Here is a 20,227-nt window from a genome sequence, read left to right on the forward strand (position 1 = left end):
GCGCTCAGTGCGTCGCGGGCGTGGACCCGTTGTGGCCCGGCGCGTGGCGTGGGCCGCGCGTCCGGGGCTCGGGGACCTCCGGTGCCGGGGTGCTCGCGGCGCGCTCCAGTGCGTCCTCCGTGAAGACACTCAACCCGAGCTCCGGCCGGTAGCCGTGGACCTCCTTCACGTCCAGCTTCCGCATGAACTCCACGATGCCCGGGCTCACCTCCTGCCCCGGCACCAGGATGGGGAAGCCCGGCGGATACGGCACCACGAAGCGCGTGGACACCAGCCGCCGCCCCGAGTCCAGCGCCTGCGCGGCCTCCGGCAACGTCACGAACTCCGCGTTCTCCTCGCGGTACGCCAGGAAGAAGGCGCTGCGCAAGTCGCCCTCCCCCACTCCGCCCGACGGCTGGAACGCCGGATGGAACCCGCTGAAGTCCGGCAGCGGCGGCAGCTCCTCGGTGATGGCGCGCACCTTCGCGTCGAACAGCCTGCGCTCCGCGCCCGTCGCCTGCGCCAGCGTCGCCTCCAGTCGCTCCGCCTCGTGCCGGAGCCCGTCCAGGAGGAACGACAGCGAGCCCCACGTCACGCCAATCGTCGCGTTCATCAGCACCGTGTTGATGGACGTGTGGTTCACCTGGATGCCCAGCCGCTCCATCAACACCTTGCTCCGGAACTCGAACCCGTTGCGCCCGGTGAGCGCGGTGAAGAGCGTCAGGCGCGTCGGGTCCAGCACGAACTCGTCCTGCGCCCACGCCCGCGTCATCTCGTCCACGCCCGCCGAGCCCGGCCCCACGTAGCGGTTCAACCCCGAGCTCCGGAACACCTCCGGCACCATCTGCTCCGCGTCCAGCAGCCGCAGGTAGCGATGCAGCAGCGGGTCCTCGCGCAGCCGCTCGCGCATCCGCATCGCCAGCTGGTAGGCCTCCTTCACCATCGCGAAGCCCTCCAGGTCCATCTGTCGGCGCGCCAGGTCCAGCGACGCCACGAGCTGGTGGTTCGGCGACGTGGTGATGTGCGTGAAGTACGCCTCCGTCAGCGGCGCGGCCGCGCGGCGCTCGAAGTCCTCGTCCCAGACGTGCAGCATCGAGGCCTGACGGAACGCCGACAGCGACTTGTGCGTGGACTGTGTCGCGTACACGCGCACGCGCACCTTGTCCGGGTCCGGCAGCAGTCGCTCCTCCAGCGCGCGGGCCCCCGCCACCGCGTCCCCGTCTCCGCGCCGTGCACGCCACGCCCGGTACTCCTCGCGGTACGCGCGGCTGCGCAGCCGCTCCGCCAGCTTCTGCGCGGCCCGCATCGCCGTGCGCTGACGCGCCAGCGGCATGAACGTGGCGTAGGCGAACCACGCCTCATCCCAGAGGAACGCCAGGTCCGGCTTGATGGCCAGCAGCTCCTCCATCACCCGCTCCGGGTGGTAGACGAGCCCGTCGAAGGTGCAGTTGGTCAACACCACCAGCTTCACCCGGTCCAACCGCCCCGCGGACTTCAGCTCCAGGAGCTTCGCCTTCAGCGTGCTCAGCGCCACGCCGCCGTACATCGCGAACTCCCGCACCGGATATGCATCCAGGTACACCGTGTGCGCGCCCGCCAGCACCAGCCCGTAGTGGTGCGACTTGTGGCAGTTGCGGTCGATGAGCACCACGTCACCGGGCTGGAGCAGCGTCTGGTGGACGATCTTGTTCGCCGTCGACGTGCCGTTGGTGACGAAGAACGTCTGCTGCGCGCCGAACGTCTTGGCCGCCTTCTCCTGCGCCTGCTTGATGGAGCCCGTCGGCTCCAACAGGGAGTCCAGTCCACCCGCGGTGGAGGAGGACTCCGCCATGAACAGGTTGGGCCCGTAGAACTCCCCCATGTCCCGCAGCCAGCGCGAGTTGTACACCGAGTGGCCTCGGGCAATCGGCAGCGCGTGGAAGTTGCCGATGGGCCGCGAGGCGTAGTGCTTGAGCGCGTCGAAGAACGGCGTCCGGTAGCGCTCGCGCACGCCGTCCACCACCGTGACGTTCAGCTCGTGCGCGGACTCGTACCGGTAGAAGACGCGGTCGAACAGGCGCTCGGTGTGCATCTCCCGCCCCACCAGGGACTCGTCGGTGATGAGGTAGACGTTGAGGTGTGGACGCAGCCGCCGCACCCAGCGCGCCACCACGAGCCCCGCCTCGTCGCCGTTGCGCTCCGCCTCCGCGAGGATGGGCTCCAGCGTGGAGCGAAGCTGCTTCACGGGCGAGCGCGAGCGCAGCGGCAGGTCCTGCCGCACCACGCACACCTGCACGTCGTCGTTGACGAGCACCGCCACCAGCGCGTCCTCCACCGAGCGCACCTGGAGCAGCTCGTAGAGGAACTGGTGCTCCCCGCGCTGCGCCTCGAGCATCCCGCGGTGGACCCGCTCGAAGTCCGCCGCCGCCATGTCATCCACCACCAGCGTGGTGAAGTAGTGCGAGCCCTCCGGCGCCGCCGCGCGCGTCCCATCCAGGTCCGTGAGCAGACAGGCGCGGTCGCGATGCAGGCTCAACAGGCCCACCAGCCGACGCACCTCCTCGGCCAGCTCCTCCACGTCGTGCCGACGCGCCATCTCCGCCAGCCTCTGCAGCCGGGCCTCGCCCGGGAACACGAAGAGCCGCTCGATGGGGTGCACCTCCGCGAAGAGCGAGAGCACCTGCTCCATGTGCTCGGGCGACACCTGCCCCTCGGCGTGCCGCGCCTCCAGCCGCGTCACCTCCTCCCGCAGCCGGTTCCACACGTCCAGTCGGACCTGCTCGGGATTGAAGACCGCGGACAACAGGTGTGCCTGGACACCGGACTCCAGCGAGCTCAGGGGCTCCGCCATGGCGGCACGCCCTCCTTTCGTCGACGGGCACGGGCGGAGCGCCGTGCGACTCGACGTCGGACAAGGTAGGCGCCACGTCATCGACGCGAAGCCCGGACGGCGGGGAGGGTTCCTGGGCCCACGCATGGACGCGAGGGCCTCTTCGCTCGTGCGCTCCCGGCGTTGCCGCGCGGCCGGGCGGCCCCCACTCCTCAACCACCGAAGCCGACGCGCCAGCAGCCTGCGCTCGCGGGCGCCCACGTCGCTGGGAGGAGATGACATGAAGCTCGCAAGTCGCGGTCGCAGAAGCTGGTTGCTCTCCACATGTCTGCTGGCCCTCACCGGCCCCGGTGTCGCGCTCGGCGCGGCGCCCAGGTCCAAGCCCGCCGCGTCCCAGACGACCGCCCGCCCCTCCCCGGGAGACGAGGCGATGCCGTCCGAGACGGACATCCAGCAGGCCCTCCAGAAGGCCCACACGCAGTTCAAGGGGAACAAGGAAGGCAAGAACGCGGACTACATCCCGTACCTGGCCACGGTGAACCCCAACCTCTTCGGCCTCGCGCTCGTCACCGTCGACGGGAAGATCTACACCGCCGGCGACGCCGCCTCGCCCTTCCCCATCGAGTCGCTCTCCAAGCCCTTCACGCTGGCGCGGCTGATGGAGGAGGTGGGCGCCAAGAAGGTCGAGGACAAGATTGGCGTGGACGCCACCGGGCAGCCGTTCAACTCCATCGTCGCCATCGAGATGAACGAGGACCACCGCGCCGGCAATCCGCTGGTCAACGCGGGCGCCATCACCTCCGTGAGCCTGATTCCCGCGAAGACGCCCGACGAGCGCTGGAGGAAGATCAGCGGCAACTTCAACGCCTTCGCGGGCGAGCCGCTCTCCGTGAACGAGGAGGTCTACAAGTCGGAGACGGCCACCAACACGCGCAACCAGTCCATCTCCGCGCTGCTGGAGTCCTATGACGTCCTCGGCTCTCCGCGCGAGCAGGCGCTCGACCTCTACACGCGGCAGTGCTCGGTCAACGTCACGGCCCGGCAGCTGGCCACCATGGGCGCCACGCTCGCCAACGGTGGCATCAACCCCGTCACGGGTGAGCGGGTCATCAGCCCGGACACCGCGCGGCGCACCCTGGCGCTGATGGCCACCAATGGTCTGTATGAGAACACCGGCGAGTGGCTCTATCAGGCCGGCGTCCCCGCGAAGAGCGGCGTGGGCGGTGGCATCGTCGCCGTGGTGCCGGGCCGCTACGCCATCGCGGCCTTCTCCCCGCCGCTCGACAAGGCGGGCAACAGCGTGCGAGCCCAGCGCGCCATCACCCATGTCGTGAACTCGCTGGGTGACAACCTGTACGCCGCCACGCCTGGCGGCGCGGGCACGATGGGGACCGGTGGCGCGGGCCGCGACGGCGCGGAGCAGAAGACGCCTCCGTCGCCATAGCCCCTCGCCGCCGTGGTTCGCGGGCGCCTCTTCCCATCACGAGGGAGGGGCGCCCTCTCACGTTGCGTGTTCGATGAGCCCCGTCCACGAGGGCGAGGCCGCTGTCCGTCAGCCATCGTCGCGCCGCGCCCGCCGTCCGCTCGCGGATAGCGCACGACGCCCCCGACTGGCGCCCTCCAGCCGCATGCCCACCGTGCCGCTCGGCCCCTGGCGAGTCGCCTCGCTTGGGGACCGCGCTCATTCGAGGGAACAGGGCATGCGCTGGATACGAGTGGCGGCGGTGGTGGCGGGCGTGAGCGGACTGCTCGCCCCGACGGAGAGTCACGCGCAGGACGAGAAGAAGGACGACGACAAGCCCACCATCACCGGAGGCTATGATGAGAAGAACGGCTTCCACGTCCAGTCCGAGGACGGGAACTACCTGCTCGGCATCGGGCTGCAGGCCGGCTACAAGCTCGAGCCCGTCTTCCTGGATGGCAAGGCCGAGTCCCGCACGGCCTTCTCGTTCCTGCGCCCCATCATGCGCGGCAACGTCTTCCGCCCCTGGATTCGCTTCTGGACGTCGCTGGAGCTGGCGGACCCGCCGCTGTACCTGCTCGACTCGCTGGTGGAGATCCAACCCTGGGACGAGCTGGGCGTGCGCGCGGGCCAACAGTACACCCCGCTGAGCCGTCACGAGTCCTGGGGCCCGCAGCAGATCCTCTTCCCCGAGTTCTCCACCATCGCCAACTACTACTGGACCGGTCGCGACAAGGGCGTGACGTTCTTCGGGACCATGGACCGGCTGGAGTACTACGTCGGCGTCTACGGCGGCTCTCCGCTGCGCAGCGTCCGCTCCGAGTCCGACAAGTATCAGCTCAACGCGCGCGCCACCTTCTCCCCCATGGGCAAGCCCGGCTACGGCGAGCTGCCGTACATCATGTCCGGCGACAAGGAGCCACCTCCACTCAACGTGTCCTTCACGCTGCAGGGGGCCGCCGGCGACGTCTCCCAGGTGAAGGAGAACTTCAACCCGGAGTCCGGCGTCTTCGAAATCCTGCGCGAGGGTGAGCGCCGCTTCGTCACCGGCGGCGTGGACCTGTTCATCCAGGCGCGGCGCTTCAGCCTCTTCGGCGAGGCGTACATCAGCCGCGTCGACCCGATGAACAACGCGCGCAACTTCTCCAGCTTCGGCGCGTGGGTGCAGGCGGACTACGTCGTCTACAAGAAGACCGTGGATGTGGGCGTGCGCCTGAGCTACCTCAACCCGAGCTTCGACCTGGACGACGACCTGCTCTACATCGGCGAGGCCCAGCTCGCCTGGTTCGTCAACGCGCCGCACCTGGCGTTCAAGCTGCGCTACCAGATTGCCCACCAGGAAGCCGCCAACGGCGCGGAGGACGCCTCCGTCGTCATTCCGAAGGACCCCGGCACCTCGCAGCTCATCACCCTGCAGCTCAACCTGGCGTTCTAGCGCCCCCGTCTTGCGAGCATCCAGGCGGCGCATGCCGTGCGCCTGTCGATGGCCAGGAGACGCCGCCGTCAGGCGCCCCATCGACGGCAGGGCCCGCACCTGTAGCGCCCCACGCTACAGGCGGGCCGGATTTGTAACCCTCCAGGCTACGCCCCTGTCTCGAGGGCGGGAGTGACCCCAGGGTGAGGGTGGAACGGCACACCCGCTGCATTGTCGTGGACTGCCACACGGTCGGGCGCAACCCACCACGACCGTGCGCTCCGTGCAGCAGGGGGGCCGGGGGGCGGAGAGGGGGGACGCGGGGCCCGGCCGGGAGACAGACCGAGCCGGGCCTCCGCGGGGGCTTTCACGGAGCAACCTGACGGATGGGACAGGATGGACGACCGGAACTTCGCGTCACGTGGCCATGGTATCTTGAAGCTCATGTCTGCTTCCGACCGGGCCCGCACACCACCTCCGATTCCCGACGTGAAGAGTGATCCGGTCTGGAAGGTCGAGGCACGGGACTCCGGCGACGAGGCGCTCCACGTCACGCTCCCCTACGAGCAGGGCCGCCGCGCGTATGACGCCTCCACCGTGCGCCGCTTCCGGCTGACGGTGGTGGAAGGCCCCCAGTCCGGCAGCACGTGGGAGTCCACGGCGGACACGTGCTCGGTGGGCTCGCATCCGCTCAACGACTTCGCGGTGGATGACTCCACCGTGTCGCGCTTCCACTGCGAGATTCGCATCGGGCCCAAGGGGCCGCAGGTGCGCGACCTGGACAGCCTCAACGGCGTCATCCTGGACGGCGTCCTGGTGATGGAGGGCGTGCTGCGCAGCGGCTCGCTGCTGCGGCTGGGCCGGGTGGTGCTGCGCTTCGACTTCAGCGCGGAGAACAACCGGCTGCCGGTGTCGGAGAGCACGCGCTTCGGGACGCTGGTGGGCGCGTCGGTGGCCATGCGCGTGTGCTTCGCGATGATGGAGCGCGCCGCGTCGCGCGACGTCACCGTGCTGCTGGAGGGCGAGACGGGCACGGGCAAGAGCCAGGCGGCCCAGGCCATCCACGAGGCGGGCCGGCGCAAGGACGGCCCCTTCCTGGTGGTGGACTGCGGCGCCATCCCCGCGCACCTCCTGGAGAGCGAGCTGTTCGGGCACGAGAAGGGCGCCTTCACCGGCGCGCTCCAGCGCCGGGCGGGCGTCTTCGAGGAGGCCATCGGCGGCACCGTCTTCCTCGACGAGATTGGCGAACTGCCCGCGGAGCTGCAGCCCAAGCTGCTGCGCGTGCTGGAGAACCGGGAGATCCGCCGCGTCGGCAGCAACACGTACCAGCCGGTGGACGTGCGACTGATGGCGGCCACGCACCGAGACCTGCGCGCGGAGGTGAACGCGGGGCGCTTCCGCTCCGACCTCTTCTTCCGCCTCGCGGTGCTGAGGATCGCCCTGCCCCCCCTGCGTCAGCGGCCCGAGGACCTGCCGCTGCTGGTGGAGGGCATCCTGGGCACGCTGGGCGCGGACAAGGAGCGCACCGCGTCCCTGCGCACGCCGGACTTCCTGGCCCGGCTGCGCTACGCGGCGTGGCCCGGCAACGTGCGCGAGCTGCGCAACTACCTGGAGCGCTGCCTCGTCTTCGAGGAGGCGGTGGAGCTGACCGAGGACGAGTCGCGCTCGGGCAACCCCATGGAGGTGGACCCCACCCTGCCCTACGCCGACCAGCGCCGCCGCGCCGTCGACGACTTCGAGCGCCGCTACCTGCGCGCGCTCCTGGAGAAGCACCAGGGCAAGGTGGCCCAGGCCGCCGTCACCGCGGGCATGGACCGGGTGCACCTCTACCGGCTGCTGCGCCGGCACGGCATCAAGCCGTGAGCCTCACCGCCGTCCGGTGACGCGGGACCAGAGGGCCCCGCCACCGGGCAACGGCGCCGCGAGGAAGCCGGACTCCAGCCCTCTCAGCGCCGACTCGGTGGCCACCAGCCCTCCGTCCGTCGCGTCCGCCACCCAGCCCGGCAGGTGCAACAGGCTCGCGCCCACGCGGCCCTCCGCGCCCGGCAGCTGGTCCACGTGGACGGTGATGGCCAGGCGGACCGGGGACGCGGTCTCGCGAGCGTCCTGGTCTCGCGCCCCCTCCTGCTCCAGGAGGGACAGCGCCGCCGCCAGCACGCGCTCGCGCACGGCGCGCTCGGAGGCCGCGTCATCGGGCAGCGGCGCCAGCGCCATCAGACAGCCGCTCCCCTCCAGCCGCACCTCCAGCCCCACCTCGCGGGCAACCAGGCCCGTGCGCTCCAGCAGGGAGTCCATGCGCTCCAGGCTCGTCGAGTCGGGCGCGTGGGACATGCGGGCCTCCGCGTAGAGCGCCACCGCGTGGCCCGGGTTCGCGCGAGGCCCCACGCCCCCCACCGCTCGACGCAGCTCCTCCAGGAACAGGGCCACGTCCGGGTAGCGCTCCTCGCGAGTCTTGGCCAGGCAGCGCGACACCACGTCATCCAGCCCCGAGGGCACGGGCGCGCGCTCGGTGGGCCTGGGGGGTGGCGCGTGCAGGTGCTGCTCCTCCACCTCGTGCCGCGTGGCGCCCTGGAACGGCGGCTGCCCGGTGACGAGCTGGAACAGGAGCACGCCCAGCGCATACAGGTCCGTGCGCGCGTCGGGCACCTCACCGCGGATCTGCTCGGGCGCCATGGACAGCGGCGTGCCCAGGGCGACGCCCGTGTGCGTGAGCGACGAGGCCCCGGGAACCCCTGGCGTCAGCGCCTTCGCCACGCCGAAGTCCACCAGCTTCACCCACGGGGCCTCGCCCCCGCCGGACAGGCGCATCACGTTCTGCGCCTTGAGGTCCCGGTGCACCACGCCCGCCGCGTGCGCGACGCCCAGCGCGGCGCCCACCTGCTCCAGCACCTCCAGCGCCTCACGTGAGGACAGGGGCCCTCGCGCGGACAGCTCCGCGGCCAGGTCGCGGCCCTCCAGCCACTCCATGGCGATGAAGGGCCGGCCCTCCGGGAGCTCGCCATGGTCGAGCACCTGGACGATGTGCGGATGACTCAGCCGCTGGAGCGTCGCCGCCTCCCGTCGGAAGCGGCGCAGCGCGGTGTCCGTGGACAAGGCCGACGACTGCAGGACCTTGAGCGCGGCGAGCGTCCCGCTCGTCGCATCCCGCGCCCGATAGAGGGTGGAGACCGGCCCCCGGTAATGGACACGCTCCACGACCCAGCGCCCCACCAGCGCGCCGGGCCGCAGCTCCTCACCGTAGAGGGCCTCCACGCCTCCGCTCGTCATCGACTAGCGCTCCTTGCTCGTGCGAATCGTCCGCGAGCACAGCTTGAGCGCGCGCTCGCCCTTCACCGGGCCGCAGGCGTCATGCAGGAACGTCGTCACCGGCTCCCTCCACAGACCGCCGAACGGATCCCTGCACCGCTCGTAGTCGCCATCCCCCGGCACCTCCGGGCCATCGTCGATCTCACACCGGCCCTCGCCCTTCGTGGCGCTCCCCCAGCAGGGGCCCGCCACCGTGGACGCGCAGTTGGCGCCGGTGCCGGGCAGCGCGCAGACGCGGTACGAGGAGTACGCCGCGCCGTTGCTCCACTGCGGGTCGTAACAGGAGTACATCCGCTTGTAGATGGCACCATCCACCACCGCGTCATCTCCCACCACGCGATAGCGCGTGATGTCGCCCTGGCGGACCTCCTCCACGTACACCTGCGTGGCCAGCGCCTTCGAGTCGAAGATGTTGCCGTAGAAGGCGCCCTCGCGAACGCCGAAGACCTCGGCCTCCGCCAGCGGATACGCCGCCAGCTCGGAGGAGTCCGCGGCCACGCTCGCGACGCCGCTGTCGTTGCTGTCATACGGCGCCGTCATCACGCTGAAGTATCCCTCCGCCGGGCAGGTGAAGCCGACCACCGGCCCCGTGCCGGAGCAGCTGGACTCCGACTCGCCGAGCGCCGTGTCGCTGGCGGAGCCACAGCCCACCACGCCCGAGCAGACCCGCAGCGCCATGCGCCCGCCGGTCGAGGCCCCCAGCGTCGGCCCCGGGCAGGAGACGGCGCCGCCCGCCCCGACCCAGACCTGCGAGCCGGGCAGACAGGAGCCGATACCGTCCGGCGTCCACCCGCAGTCGCGCTGCGCGCCCGTCTCGCCCTCATGGCAGCCCTCGAAGCTCGGCAGCTTCGTCGCCGTGGTCGGGTCGTACTCCGCCGGCCGCGACACCGGCTCCAGGTAGAAGATGCTCGGGTTGCCGGAGACCTCGCCGCGGATGGACAGCTCCACGCGGCGGCCGAACGCGTTGTTGCGCGCCAGCAGGCACGCGGAGACCCGGTTGAGGCAATCGGGCGTCGGGGCCGACGTCAGCCACGACGTACACAGGCCCGCCTTGCCCTGCCACAGGTTGGCGCCCGGCGTCGGCCCGCGAGGGTTGTAGTACCAGAGCACCTGGTTGGGCCCCAGCGCGCAGCTCACCAGGTAGCTCATGAACGTCTGGGCATCCGGATCATGCAGCTGCTTGCGGATGTACGCGTCCCCTCCCGATGCGCTGAACAGGTCCTGCAGCTTCTGCGTCGCCAACATCCGGTTGGCCAGCGCGTTGGTGGAGAGGGCGTTGAGGACCAGCGCATCCGTGGACAGCGAGTTCGCGATGCGAATCTCCGCCCGGCTCTCCCCGACGTCGGACGTCGGGGCGTCGGCGACGGGCACGCTGCTCCCTCCCCCACAGCCGGCCAGGGCCAACAACAGCAAGGACACGACACCCGACGGGGCGCGACGGACAGTGACACCCATGGACGCTCCTCCAGTGAAAAACATGAAATTGGAGAAATACCCCCCCACTGAAGCACGCTCCAGGCCAGCCGCGCCGCCCGTCACCTTGCCGGCGGGAAACCACCCTGGGAGGTCGTCCGCTGTAGCGTGGGAGGTCACTCCCCGGCGGGTTTGTGACGTCCCGCGCTACACCCGCCCCACCGTGTCGCGCAGGGCCTCCCAGCGGGTCCGCCAGAGCGGAGCGGAGGCGATGGCGCTCTCGGCGCGGGTCAGCCACGTGCGGGCTTCGTCCGGGAGGTTGGAGCGGAAGGCGGAGTGGGCGGCCTGGAGCAGCAGCTCCGCCTTCTCGTCGGGAGAGGCCAGCTCGCGGGCCTCGTCCTCCAGCGCCGTCCATGCGGGCGACTCATGCACTCCGCCTCCGCGCTCGGCCTCGCGCACCTGGAGCTCCACCAGCTTGCGCATGACGGCGGTGGGCGGCAGCGAGGCGGGCGGACAATGGAACTCAATCCAGCGCAGCTGGCGGGACGCCTCCTCCCAATCGCCGAGCGCCACGCCGATGCGCGCGAGCAGCAGCGCGTCCACGGGCACCGGATGTTCGAGGAAGAAGCGCACGCCGAGCTCATGGGCCCGGCGCGCCAACGGGAGCGCCTCCTGCAGGCGCCCCTGCATGTAGAGCACCTCGGCGAGGTTGAAGGTGGACCAGCGCTCCACCTGCGCGTGTCCCAGCTCGCGTCCCAGGCCCATCGCGCGCCGCAGGTCCTCCTCCATCCTCGCCACATCGCCCTGCCCCAGCCACAGGAGCACGCGGTTGATGAGCGTGGCGGCCAGGTGCAGCGCATCGCCCGCGGCCTCGCAGCGGGCCAGGGCCTCCTCGAAGCGCGACGCGGCCTCCTCCGTGCGCTCGAGGAACGTCAGCGACGAGCCCAGCATGGTGAGGGCCACCACCAGGGTCTCGTGCTCCCTGGCGCGCTCTGCGCCCTCGATGACGGAGTCGAGGATGCGGGCCGCATTGCCCCACTCCCCCTGGCGCACGTGCAACCGTCCTCGGGCCAGGGTGCAGCGCAGGGACAGGCGCGGGTCGTCGAGCTGCTCGATGCGCTCCAGCGCCTCGCGAGCACAGAGCGTCGAGCCCTCCACGTCCTCCATCCAGTCGCGCGCGGTGGCCTCCTCCAGGAGCAGGTCCACGCACAGGGCCTTGTCGCCGCGGACCTCCGCCAGGGCGCGCGCGGCGGCCAGGTCACCGAGCCCTTCGTGGAAGCGCTGGAGGCGATGGCGCACGCGTCCTCGTCCCGCGAGAGCCCGTGCCCGCTGCTCGGAGTCGCGGTCCGGCAGCAGCGCGAGCGCGCGGGTGTAGAGCTGCTCGGCCTCCACGGAGCGGTGCGCGCGGCGTGACTCCTCGGCCAACACGAGGAACGCGGTGGCGGCCTCGTCGTGCGCGCCGCAGGCCGCGGCGTGGAGGGCGCGACGATGACGTTCGACGGGTGAATCCCCGGTGGTCGCCAGTCGCGCGGCGGCATGCAGCGCACGCCGAGTCACCGGAGGCAGGAGCGCTTCGATGGACTCGCGCAGCAAGGGGTGACGGAACGCGAAGCGGCCCAGGCCCACGGGCCTGAGGAGCCCCGCGCGCGCCAGACGCTGCAGGCCCGCGCCCGCGTCCAGGGAGGTGGCCATGCCCACGCCCTCCTCCGCGGGCCCGAGGTGTCGCAAGGCCGCGTCCACGCGCTCGACCTCCAGCTCCGTGCCGAGCACCGCGCACAGTCGCGCGAGCCCGCCGTACGCATCCGGCAGTCCATCCAGCGCGCGACTGGCGAGCCGCTGGAAGAGCGGCGTCACGGACACGTCGAGCAGCGCGTCCGGGGCGATGTACCAACCGCCCCCGGGCGAGGCCCTCAGCGCGCCCGCGGTCCGCAGGGCCACGGCCAGCTCGACGAGCGACAGGGGCACGCCCTGGGCCAGCTGCTCCAATCGCGCGAGCACCGGCTCCGGGATGTGCTCGGCGGGACGCAGCAGGTGCAGCATCAGCGCGCGACTGGCCTCGGGAGGCAGCGGCGGCAGGACATGTCGAGCGGCGCTCGCGCTGCGCTCGCCCAGGTGGGGCCGCAGGCCGAGCAGCGCCGGTCGAGCGACGACGCAGACCCAGAGCGGCGCGGACGCGCCCGTGAGCGTGGCGACCTCCAGCGCGTCGAGCGTCGTCGGGTCCGCCAGGTGCGCATCATCCAGCAGCAACACCCGGGGCAGCTCGCGAGCGCGGTGACGAAGCGCTTCGGCGAGCCAGCGCGCCGCCGCGTGACGTGCGTCCGCGAGCGGGACGCCGCTGGTCCTGGGGGACTCGGGCAGCGGCGAGGGCCCGTCGACGAGAGCGGCGCGCAGGGTCTCGAGCAGCGCCTCCGGCGAGCGGACGTCCGGAGCCGTGGCGCGCAAGCGGATGACCTGGGCCTGGCCGCTCGACTCCAACCGCGCGGCGAGCGCTTCGATGACGCGCGACTTGCCGAGCCCCACGTCCGCGGTGACGACCGAGAAGCCCGGGACGCTCTCCGAGAGGCTGCGGAACGCCTCCTTCGCCAGCGACTCCAGCAGGTCCTCGCGGCCGAAGAGCGGAGGCGGTTCGGAGGAGGCGCTGGACGCCGCGCTGTCGAGCAGTCGCAGCCGCCCCACGTCCGAGGTGGAGTCCAGGAGGCTCGCGGTGTCGCGGCCCACGGCCTCGGTGGCGCTGGAGTCCAGGCGCGCGGCCGCGGCCTCCGTGACGCGCGTCTCACCGGGCACCCATGTCTGCGGCCACCAGTCCGCGGGCGAGTCCAGCGCGGCCCCCGCCAATCGCAACGTGGACGCACCGACGCGCACGTGCAGCTCCGCCAGATGGAGCACGGCCGAGGCCTCCGACTCCTCGAGCAGCTTCCTCGCGGCGAGCGCGCCCGCGCGCACGTTCGCCTCGGCGGTGAGCGACTCCGCGAAGGCGATGACGTAGCCACCGGGCCTCACGCGCGCGATGAGCCCTCCGCGCGGTTCGATGGCGGCCTTCACCGCGTCCAACGCCAGCGGTGTGTGGAGCCCGAGCAGCGCCACCTGCCGAGGCCCCGCGCCCGACGAGAGCGGCTGCTGCGGGGACACGGCCTCGCCCGGCGCGACGGGGCCGAGCGCGGTGGTGGCGCGACATGCGGCGTCGAAGGCCGCGAGCACGTCGGGGGCCCTGGCGAAGCGCTCCAGCGGCGACTTGGCCAGACAGGAGCGGAGGACATCGTCGAGCGCGGCGGGGACCTCCGCGCGCTCGGAGACCTTCGGCGGGCGCAGGCTGACGTGTCCGTGGCGGATCTGCTCCGGGCTGCCGACGAAGGGCGGCGCGCCCGTGAGCAGCTCGAAGAGGACGATGCCCAGCGAGTAGATGTCGGCGGGCGTGCTGGCCAGACGCGCGTCCAGACACTGCTCCGGAGCCATGTACAACGGCGTGCCCAGCCGCTGCCCCGCGGGCGTCACTCCGGGCGGGAGCGCGTCCGCGTCGTCCGGGTCCTCGAGGTCGTGGAAGCGCGCGAGCCCCAGGTCGAGGAGGCTCAGCGCGCCACCCTCGCGCAGGAAGATGTTCTCCGGCTTGAGGTCGCGGTGCGCCACGCCCGCCGCGTGCATGTGCTCCAGCGCCGAGCACAAGCCACGGAGCAGCTCCCGCACGCGCGGCAGCGACGCGGCGCCTGTGCCCGGCAGCGCCGCCATCCACGCCGCGAGCGTCTGCCCGTGCAGGTGCTCCATCACCAGGAACGGTCGTCCGCGCGCGACGCCGTGCTCCAGCAGCTCCGGGACGATGGGAGCCCCCACGCGCCGCAGCGCCGCGGCCTCGCGCGCGAAGCGCTCGTGATGCGGCCCATGCCCGACCTTGAGCGCCACCTCGCGACCGTCCGAGTCGCGATACGCGGTGAACACCTGCGAGAAGCCACCACGCCCCAGCGGCGCGGCGCCGCGCACGCCCGGCACGTCCGTGAGCGTCAGTGTCCCGGCGAGCGAGCCGCCTGGAACACTCGCGCCGTGCACGGGACAAGCCGCGCCCGGAGCAAGGCGACGGTGACAGTTCAGGCAGCGCATCGATGAGGAGACGCTACCAGAGCGACTGCGACAGGACGATGGCGACGCCCACCAGCCCCTCGCCCGCGATGCAGCCCGCCGCGAGCGTCACCACCCGCCCTTCGGCTGTCGTGGATTTCACGTAGCTCACGACTCCGGAGATGACGCCGCCCAGGAAGAAGCCGAGCGCGTACGACGCGGGCAGCAGACAAGCCAACCCCATGCCCAGGGGCGAAGGTATCCACCGGCCCCACCGTGCGGGGAGCAGTCGCTCGGCGAGCACGAGGAGCGCCGCCAGGAGCGAGGCCCACCCGACCGCGGCGCGGGTCATCGGCGGCAGGCTGTCGAGGCCCGAGGCGAGGATGCGCGCGACACCCGCCGTGCTGAAGACACCGGGTGCGGGGAAGCGCTCGCCGCCCAGCGCCTCCGCGTTCGGCACGAGCAGGAAGAACAGCGGAACCACCGCGAGCGCGCCGATGCCCGAGCCGATCAACTGCGCGAGGAACAAGCGACGGGGATGGGCCCCCAGCAGGTGTCCCGTCTTCAAGTCGGTGAGCAGGTCCGCGGACGACGATGCCGTGTTCACGGTGATGCCCGCCGTGGCGAGGTTGGCCTGCACCTGGTTCGGCAGCAGCACTCCGTAGGTCACCTGCGTCACCTGCCCCAGGGCGCCCACCGGCGTCGAGTCCGTCTCACCGGTGACACGACAGGAGATGAGGCACAGCGCGAAGGACATCGCCACGGCGAGCGCTCCGTGCGCCACGGGAACCCCGAAGCCGACGTACGCCACGGCGACGGACGCGGGCGTCAGCACGACGAGCCCCGTGAGCAACCAGCTTCGCGGAACCTGCAGCGCATCCACCGGATGCGGCCTTCCGGGCGTTCGGGAGAGGACACCGCGGAGGGCACGACCCACGACACGGCCCTGGAGCAGGAAGTGCAGCAGCGAGCCGACGACGAGCGCGGCGGTGCCGGGCCACAGGCTCCACTCGAGGTAGCTCCCCTCCTTCACGTCGACCACGCCCGAGGCGAACACGCGGGGCGCGACGACGCCGTGGATGAGCACCGCGCCCAGCAGCATCGACGTCGTGGTGCGCGGCCCCAGCAGCACGCCGGCGCCGATGGGCAGCAGGCTCAGCTCCAGTCCGAAGCCCAGGCGCTCCAGGGTGAGTCCACGCCAGGTCCCCGGCAAGGGCACGGAGACAGGCAGCTTTCCCCACGCATCGCGTGCCAGCGTGACGAGTCCGGAGAAGAGCCCGCCACCTCCGAGCAGCCGCAACCGGGAGGACGCCTCCGAATCCGTGCCATGCATGGCGCGGATGGTGGTCGCCGCGGCGGTGCCGGAAGCGAAGGGCAGCTGCTCATGGTCCACGAGCTGTCGCTTGAAGGGCACGGCGAACAGGACACCGAGCGCGGACAGGAAGAAGGTCCACGCGAGCAGCATCGGCCCGGAGGGATGGTGTCCGGTGACGACGAGCCACGCGCCCTGCACGGACACGAGCGCGCCACCGGTGGCATAGCCCGCGGCCGAGGCGACCGCCTGCGCGTTACAGGTCTCCAGCGGAGACAGCGGCGCGCCCGCGACGCCGGGCACCAGGCGCCGGAACAATCCATGGGCGCCCTGCGCGAGCAGCACGGCGGTGATGGCGACACCGAAGACGATGCCCGTCTTGAGGCCGACGTAGAGGTTGGTGGCACAGGTGACCAGACCGATGGCCGCGCCCAACAGCACCGAGCGCAGCGTGAGCTGCGGCAGTCGGTCTCCCTGGTACACATGCTCCAGCCAGTACGAATCCGTCGCCTCGGGCGAGTCCCCTGGGATGCTCAGCAGGGTCAATGACGCGGCGGACGGCGAGCGCGGAGGCGCCGTTGCCTCGGGCGATGCTTGAGGGGGGGACAAGGCCATGGGCCTCTCCATCTTTCCACCCCGCCCTCTTCCGCACGAGCCCCTCCCGTCGCTTCCGGGTGGACACGTGGTGGCCGGGAGGCGTCAGCGACGCTGCACGGCCAACATGAGCAGGTAGCGGTCCGGCGTTCCGGGAAGGTAACGCTCCAGGTGGAGTGAGCCTGGACGGAAGCCCAGCTCGTCGAGGAAGCGGAACACGCGGTGCGCGGCCACGTCGTCGCGCAGGCCGCACTCCAAGGTGGCGAAGAGCGTGGGCGGGACCTCCTGACGCCGCGCCCCCGCGGGAGTCCGCCTGCTCGCCTTGATGCGGAACCCGACCTCCCCCGACAGCGTCCCATCCTGGGAGTCGAGCGTCCTCACATAGCCACCGGTGAGCACCGGCACTCCCCGTTGCTGGAGGGCCCGCTTCCTGGAGGCCACCTCCGCGCGGAACGGGAGCGGCGCCTCGTCGGCGCTCGCGGGAAACCAGACAAGGACGGAAGGCTCGTTCCAGTGCTCCAGATGCAGCGGGGGGCGCTCGGGTGTCAGGCCGCGCAGGTACTGGTTCGCGACCTGGAGCGAGAGCAGCCTCGCGGCCATCTCCTGGCGCCATGAGGACAGCATCGCCTCTCTCGCGCGGACGTCCTTGCGGAGGAAGTCGCGGATGGCGCGCAGGGGGATGCCCGCGGCGCGAAGGCTCCCGAGGAAGCGCGCCTCCGCGACCTGCTTGGGCGAATACGCGCGGTAGCCATTCTCCTGCCGCCCGGCGGGGACGAGCAGGCCCTTGCGCTCGTAGAAGCGCAGGGCGCTCGCGGAGATGCCACAGCGTTCGGAGAACTGGGAAATCGACAGCATGCGACGACATTCTCCTGGAGCTTCAACCAGGTTCAAGGTGCAGGGTATGGCCGCATGAACATCTCCATCGTCTCCCTGGGTGGCCTGTGCCTGGTCGGCCTCAAGGTCGTGGGGCGCCGCAGCGAGCTGAGCCACCGCGTCCCCCTGGCGTGGCTCGAGCTCGTCGCGCGCCTGGACTCCATTCCCAACGCCGTGAATCCGGACGTGCTCTACGGCGTGTTCCCGGAGAGCGACCACCTGAAGGAGAGCGTCGACGGTGTCTACACGTACAGCGTCTGCGTCCAGGTCCGTCACCTCGGCTCCGTTCCCGAAGGGATGGACGGTCGGGAGCTCCCTCCGCGCGAGTACGCCTTGGCGACGGCGCTGGGCGAGGCATCCGCCATCGACGCGGCGTACATGGGGCTCGCGCAGTGGGAGACGGCGCAAGAGCGGAAGACGGATGTGGGAGCGGACTGTCTGGAGCGCTACGAGCGTCGCCGACAGTGGGTGACGCCCCCCTACGAGCGCTTCGACTACGACATCCTGCGGCCCTTGCTCGCCAGCAAGTCGCCCAGGAATGGGTGAGCGTCGAGCCTGGACACGCTGGCTTGCCTCGTGCGGAAGCGCTTTCCTAGCCTGTCCGCATGAGCTCGACATTCAGACCTTCATCCTCCCTGTTGCTGTTGAGCCTGGTGCCGGCCTGCGGTGCGCCGGGCGAGTCGGAGGTGACGGAGCGCTTACCCGTCGGACAACGGGAGCTGCTCGGAGCGAGTGAGCTTGTGCCGGCCCCCTGGACCTCCACGTACGGAGGCATCGAGGGCTTCGGGGACGTGGCGGTGCAGTCGAGCGGACAGGTGGCGTTCGTGGCCACGTCGTCGTGGGACATCCTCGTGGCGCGGTTCGACCCGAGCGGTCAGCCCCTCTGGGCGAGGCGCTTCGGTGACGAGAACTACCAGCAGGCCACGGGCCTCGCGGTGGATGGCGCGGGCAACATCGTCATCACGGGGGATTACTGGGGCTCGCTCGACTTCGGTGGAGGTCCCCTGCCCTGCCGTGGTGAGCCGGGCGTCCCGAGCGCGTTCCTGGCGAAGTTCGACGCGCAGGGCACGCACGTCTGGAGCCGCTGCTTCGGGGACGGCGGACAGCAGCAGACGGGCTCGCTCGTCACGGCGAGCAACGGCGACGTGCTGGTGAGCGGATACTTCGAGCGCTTCATCGACTACGGCGCCGGACCGATACCCGGGACGGGTGCGCTGAATCAGTTCGTCGCGAGGCTCGCCGGAGACACCGGTGCCCTCGTCTGGCACAGCCAATACGAAGCGGGCACGGCCACCGCGCTCACGTCGTTGGCGCTGGATGCCCAGGACAACCTCTACCTCAGCAGCGGCTTCCTGGACGTGCTGTCGGTCGACGGCGTGCCCTGGCTCACGACGCCGGGCTTCAACGTCTACGTGATGAAGCTGGACGCGCATGGCCTGCCCCTCTGGGCGAAGGGCTACGGCGAGCTGCGGAGCCAGACGCTCTGGCGGCTGGCCGCGGACCCGCAGGGCCAGGTCGTCGCGACGGGCGCATTCATCGGCACGGTGAACCATGGCGGCGGACCGCTCTTCAGCGCGGACGGTGACGTGTTCGTCTCCGCGTTCGACGGTGATGGCAACAACCGCTGGAGCCGGAGCTTTGGCGGGGCCGGGTTCGACTGGGCCTACGACGTGGACGTCGACCCCCTGGGCAGCCCCGTGGTGACGGGCACGTTCACCAGCCGCATCGACTTCGGTGACGGGCCCCTGACGAGCGCGGGAGGCGATGATGTCTACGTGGTGAAGCTCGGTCGTGACGGCGAGACGTGGTGGAGCCGAGGCTTCGGCGATCTGCGCAACCAGTCCGCGATGCGCGTCGCCACGGCGGGCCGACGGGATGTCGTCCTGTGGGGACGGCTGCTCGGCACGTTGGACTTCGGCTCGGGTCCGGTGACGGGGATGTCGCCCACGGACTCGTTCCTGACGCGCGTCTCGCCGGAGTAGACGCGAACCGCTCAGCGAGCGTCAGGTCGGGAGGGCCACACCGAGGAGAGCTCCTCCGCGCGTGGCAGGCCCTCCACCGCGCCGGGCTTCTCGACGACCCGCGCCCCCACGGCGCACGCGAAGGTCGCCAGCACCACCAGCTCCTCGCGCGTGGCGGACTCCAGCGCACGGGTGCCGCCGTACCAGCGCACCAGCCCGTGCAGGAGCCCCGCGACGAAGCCATCCCCCGCGCCCGTGGTGTCGACCACCCGGGTTCGAGGCGCCGGCACGTGGACGTCCTCGCCCTTCCAGCGAAACAGCGCGCCCCGCTCGCCGAGCGTCACCACCGGCAGCCTCACGCCCATGCCGGACAGTCGCGTGAGCGCCTCCTGGGGGGACTCCGTGCCGGTGACGAAGCCGATCTCCTCCTCGGACAGCTTCACCACGGTGCACAGCGGCAGCATCCGCGCGAGCAGCGTCTTGAGCTGCGTGGGGTCCTCCCACGCGTGCAGCCGCAGGTTCGGATCACAGCTGACGATGCGGTCCGCCTCGCGCGCCAGGCCGAGCATCCGCACCGTCGCCAGTTGGGCATCCTCACGCTGCAGGGAGTTGGAGCCGCAGTGCACCGCGCGGGCGCGCAGCAGGAAGTCCGCGTCCACGTCGGTCTGCCCCAGGAGGAACTCCGCGGAGCGGGTGCGGAAGAAGGTGAAGCTGCGCTCCCCTTTCGCATCCAGGGAGATGAACACCAGGCCGGTGCGCGCCTCCGTCGTCTGTCGCAGGTGGCTCACGTCCACGCCCTCGCGGGACAGGCTGTCCTTGAGGAAGTGGCCGAACTCGTCCGAGCCCACCACGCCGAGCATCGCCGGCTTCAGCCCCAGCCTCGCCAGCCCCACGGAGACGTTGGCGGGAGAGCCACCGGGACACGGGTGCCACGCGGGCACGTCGCGCACGCGCTTGCCCTGCTCGGAGGGAAGGAAGTCCACCAGCGTCTCACCGAAGCACACCACGTCCAGCGGCGACTCCTGCCCCTCGCTCATGTGACCTCTCTCGTGTGACG

At 71.3% G+C, this 20,227-nt stretch carries 12 protein-coding genes; 5 read left to right on the forward strand and 7 right to left on the reverse strand.

What is annotated here, in order from left to right; translation table 11 throughout:
• Positions 1-4: 4 nt before the first annotated feature.
• Positions 5-2,809, reverse strand: coding sequence for an aminotransferase class I/II-fold pyridoxal phosphate-dependent enzyme (locus tag VZQ01_RS00515; RefSeq protein ID WP_223751571.1), 2,805 nt, complete (start codon positions 2,807-2,809; stop codon positions 5-7).
• Positions 2,810-3,068: 259 nt separating this feature from the next.
• On the opposite strand from VZQ01_RS00515, the gene glsA reads away from it, so the two are divergent.
• The 3 genes from glsA to VZQ01_RS00530 all read left to right on the forward strand — a co-directional run bounded on the left by glsA (position 3,069) and on the right by VZQ01_RS00530 (position 7,527).
• Positions 3,069-4,232, forward strand: coding sequence for a glutaminase A (gene glsA, locus VZQ01_RS00520; RefSeq protein WP_223751570.1), 1,164 nt, complete (start codon positions 3,069-3,071; stop codon positions 4,230-4,232).
• A gap of 256 nt (positions 4,233-4,488) precedes the next feature.
• Positions 4,489-5,685, forward strand: coding sequence for a porin (locus VZQ01_RS00525; RefSeq protein WP_223785774.1), 1,197 nt, complete (start codon positions 4,489-4,491; stop codon positions 5,683-5,685).
• Positions 5,686-6,108: 423 nt separating this feature from the next.
• Positions 6,109-7,527, forward strand: a complete 1,419-nt coding sequence (locus VZQ01_RS00530; protein WP_223751568.1) for a sigma 54-interacting transcriptional regulator — start codon at positions 6,109-6,111, stop codon at positions 7,525-7,527.
• A 3-nt stretch (positions 7,528-7,530) separates the two neighbouring features.
• Here VZQ01_RS00530 and VZQ01_RS00535 read toward each other — a convergent pair whose 3' ends face one another.
• The 5 genes from VZQ01_RS00535 to VZQ01_RS00555 all read right to left on the reverse strand — a co-directional run bounded on the left by VZQ01_RS00535 (position 7,531) and on the right by VZQ01_RS00555 (position 17,191).
• Complete coding sequence (locus tag VZQ01_RS00535; RefSeq protein ID WP_426746641.1) at positions 7,531-8,931, reverse strand: serine/threonine-protein kinase; 1,401 nt, start codon at positions 8,929-8,931, stop codon at positions 7,531-7,533.
• A 3-nt stretch (positions 8,932-8,934) separates the two neighbouring features.
• The gene (locus VZQ01_RS00540; RefSeq protein ID WP_223751566.1) at positions 8,935-10,425 is read right to left on the reverse strand and encodes a hypothetical protein; all 1,491 of its coding nucleotides are present in this window, start codon (positions 10,423-10,425) and stop codon (positions 8,935-8,937) included.
• 165 nt (positions 10,426-10,590) lie between these two features.
• On the reverse strand, positions 10,591-14,472 hold the full coding sequence (locus VZQ01_RS00545) for a serine/threonine-protein kinase (protein ID WP_267696502.1): 3,882 nt from the start codon (positions 14,470-14,472) through the stop codon (positions 10,591-10,593).
• 13 nt (positions 14,473-14,485) lie between these two features.
• On the reverse strand, positions 14,486-16,357 hold the full coding sequence (locus tag VZQ01_RS00550; protein ID WP_426746642.1) for an OPT family oligopeptide transporter: 1,872 nt from the start codon (positions 16,355-16,357) through the stop codon (positions 14,486-14,488).
• Between the two features lie 84 nt (positions 16,358-16,441).
• Positions 16,442-17,191 (reverse strand): MerR family transcriptional regulator, encoded by a 750-nt coding sequence (locus tag VZQ01_RS00555; RefSeq protein WP_426746643.1) that lies wholly within the window; start codon positions 17,189-17,191, stop codon positions 16,442-16,444.
• 54 nt (positions 17,192-17,245) lie between these two features.
• Between VZQ01_RS00555 and VZQ01_RS00560 the strand changes: the two genes are divergently transcribed.
• Together VZQ01_RS00560 and VZQ01_RS00565 are read left to right on the forward strand one after the other, a co-directional pair.
• Complete coding sequence (locus VZQ01_RS00560; RefSeq protein WP_426746644.1) at positions 17,246-17,755, forward strand: GyrI-like domain-containing protein; 510 nt, start codon at positions 17,246-17,248, stop codon at positions 17,753-17,755.
• Positions 17,756-17,814: 59 nt separating this feature from the next.
• Complete coding sequence (locus VZQ01_RS00565) at positions 17,815-19,191, forward strand: hypothetical protein (protein WP_223751561.1); 1,377 nt, start codon at positions 17,815-17,817, stop codon at positions 19,189-19,191.
• 11 nt (positions 19,192-19,202) lie between these two features.
• Here the strand turns inward: VZQ01_RS00565 and VZQ01_RS00570 are convergent, their stop codons facing one another.
• The gene (locus VZQ01_RS00570) at positions 19,203-20,207 is read right to left on the reverse strand and encodes a carbohydrate kinase family protein (protein WP_223751560.1); all 1,005 of its coding nucleotides are present in this window, start codon (positions 20,205-20,207) and stop codon (positions 19,203-19,205) included.
• Positions 20,208-20,227 lie beyond the last annotated feature (20 nt).

Origin of the sequence: Myxococcus faecalis (genome assembly GCF_050039385.1) — a bacterium.
In the GTDB taxonomy this organism is placed as follows: Bacteria; Myxococcota; Myxococcia; order Myxococcales; family Myxococcaceae; genus Myxococcus; species Myxococcus fulvus.

What these genes read in the sequence shown, in the direction of transcription:
- VZQ01_RS00525 (WP_223785774.1), top strand. Translation starts at nt 4,489, where the DNA reads ATGCGCTGGATACGAGTGGCGGCGGTGGTGGCGGGCGTGAGCGGACTG.
- VZQ01_RS00570 (WP_223751560.1), bottom strand. Translation starts at nt 20,207, where the DNA reads ATGAGCGAGGGGCAGGAGTCGCCGCTGGACGTGGTGTGCTTCGGTGAG.
- VZQ01_RS00515 (WP_223751571.1), bottom strand. Translation starts at nt 2,809, where the DNA reads ATGGCGGAGCCCCTGAGCTCGCTGGAGTCCGGTGTCCAGGCACACCTG.
- VZQ01_RS00565 (WP_223751561.1), top strand. Translation starts at nt 17,815, where the DNA reads ATGAGCTCGACATTCAGACCTTCATCCTCCCTGTTGCTGTTGAGCCTG.
- VZQ01_RS00540 (WP_223751566.1), bottom strand. Translation starts at nt 10,425, where the DNA reads ATGGGTGTCACTGTCCGTCGCGCCCCGTCGGGTGTCGTGTCCTTGCTG.
- VZQ01_RS00555 (WP_426746643.1), bottom strand. Translation starts at nt 17,191, where the DNA reads ATGCTGTCGATTTCCCAGTTCTCCGAACGCTGTGGCATCTCCGCGAGC.
- VZQ01_RS00535 (WP_426746641.1), bottom strand. Translation starts at nt 8,931, where the DNA reads ATGACGAGCGGAGGCGTGGAGGCCCTCTACGGTGAGGAGCTGCGGCCC.
- VZQ01_RS00560 (WP_426746644.1), top strand. Translation starts at nt 17,246, where the DNA reads ATGAACATCTCCATCGTCTCCCTGGGTGGCCTGTGCCTGGTCGGCCTC.
- VZQ01_RS00530 (WP_223751568.1), top strand. Translation starts at nt 6,109, where the DNA reads ATGTCTGCTTCCGACCGGGCCCGCACACCACCTCCGATTCCCGACGTG.
- VZQ01_RS00545 (WP_267696502.1), bottom strand. Translation starts at nt 14,472, where the DNA reads ATGCGCTGCCTGAACTGTCACCGTCGCCTTGCTCCGGGCGCGGCTTGT.
- glsA (WP_223751570.1), top strand. Translation starts at nt 3,069, where the DNA reads ATGAAGCTCGCAAGTCGCGGTCGCAGAAGCTGGTTGCTCTCCACATGT.
- VZQ01_RS00550 (WP_426746642.1), bottom strand. Translation starts at nt 16,357, where the DNA reads ATGGCCTTGTCCCCCCCTCAAGCATCGCCCGAGGCAACGGCGCCTCCG.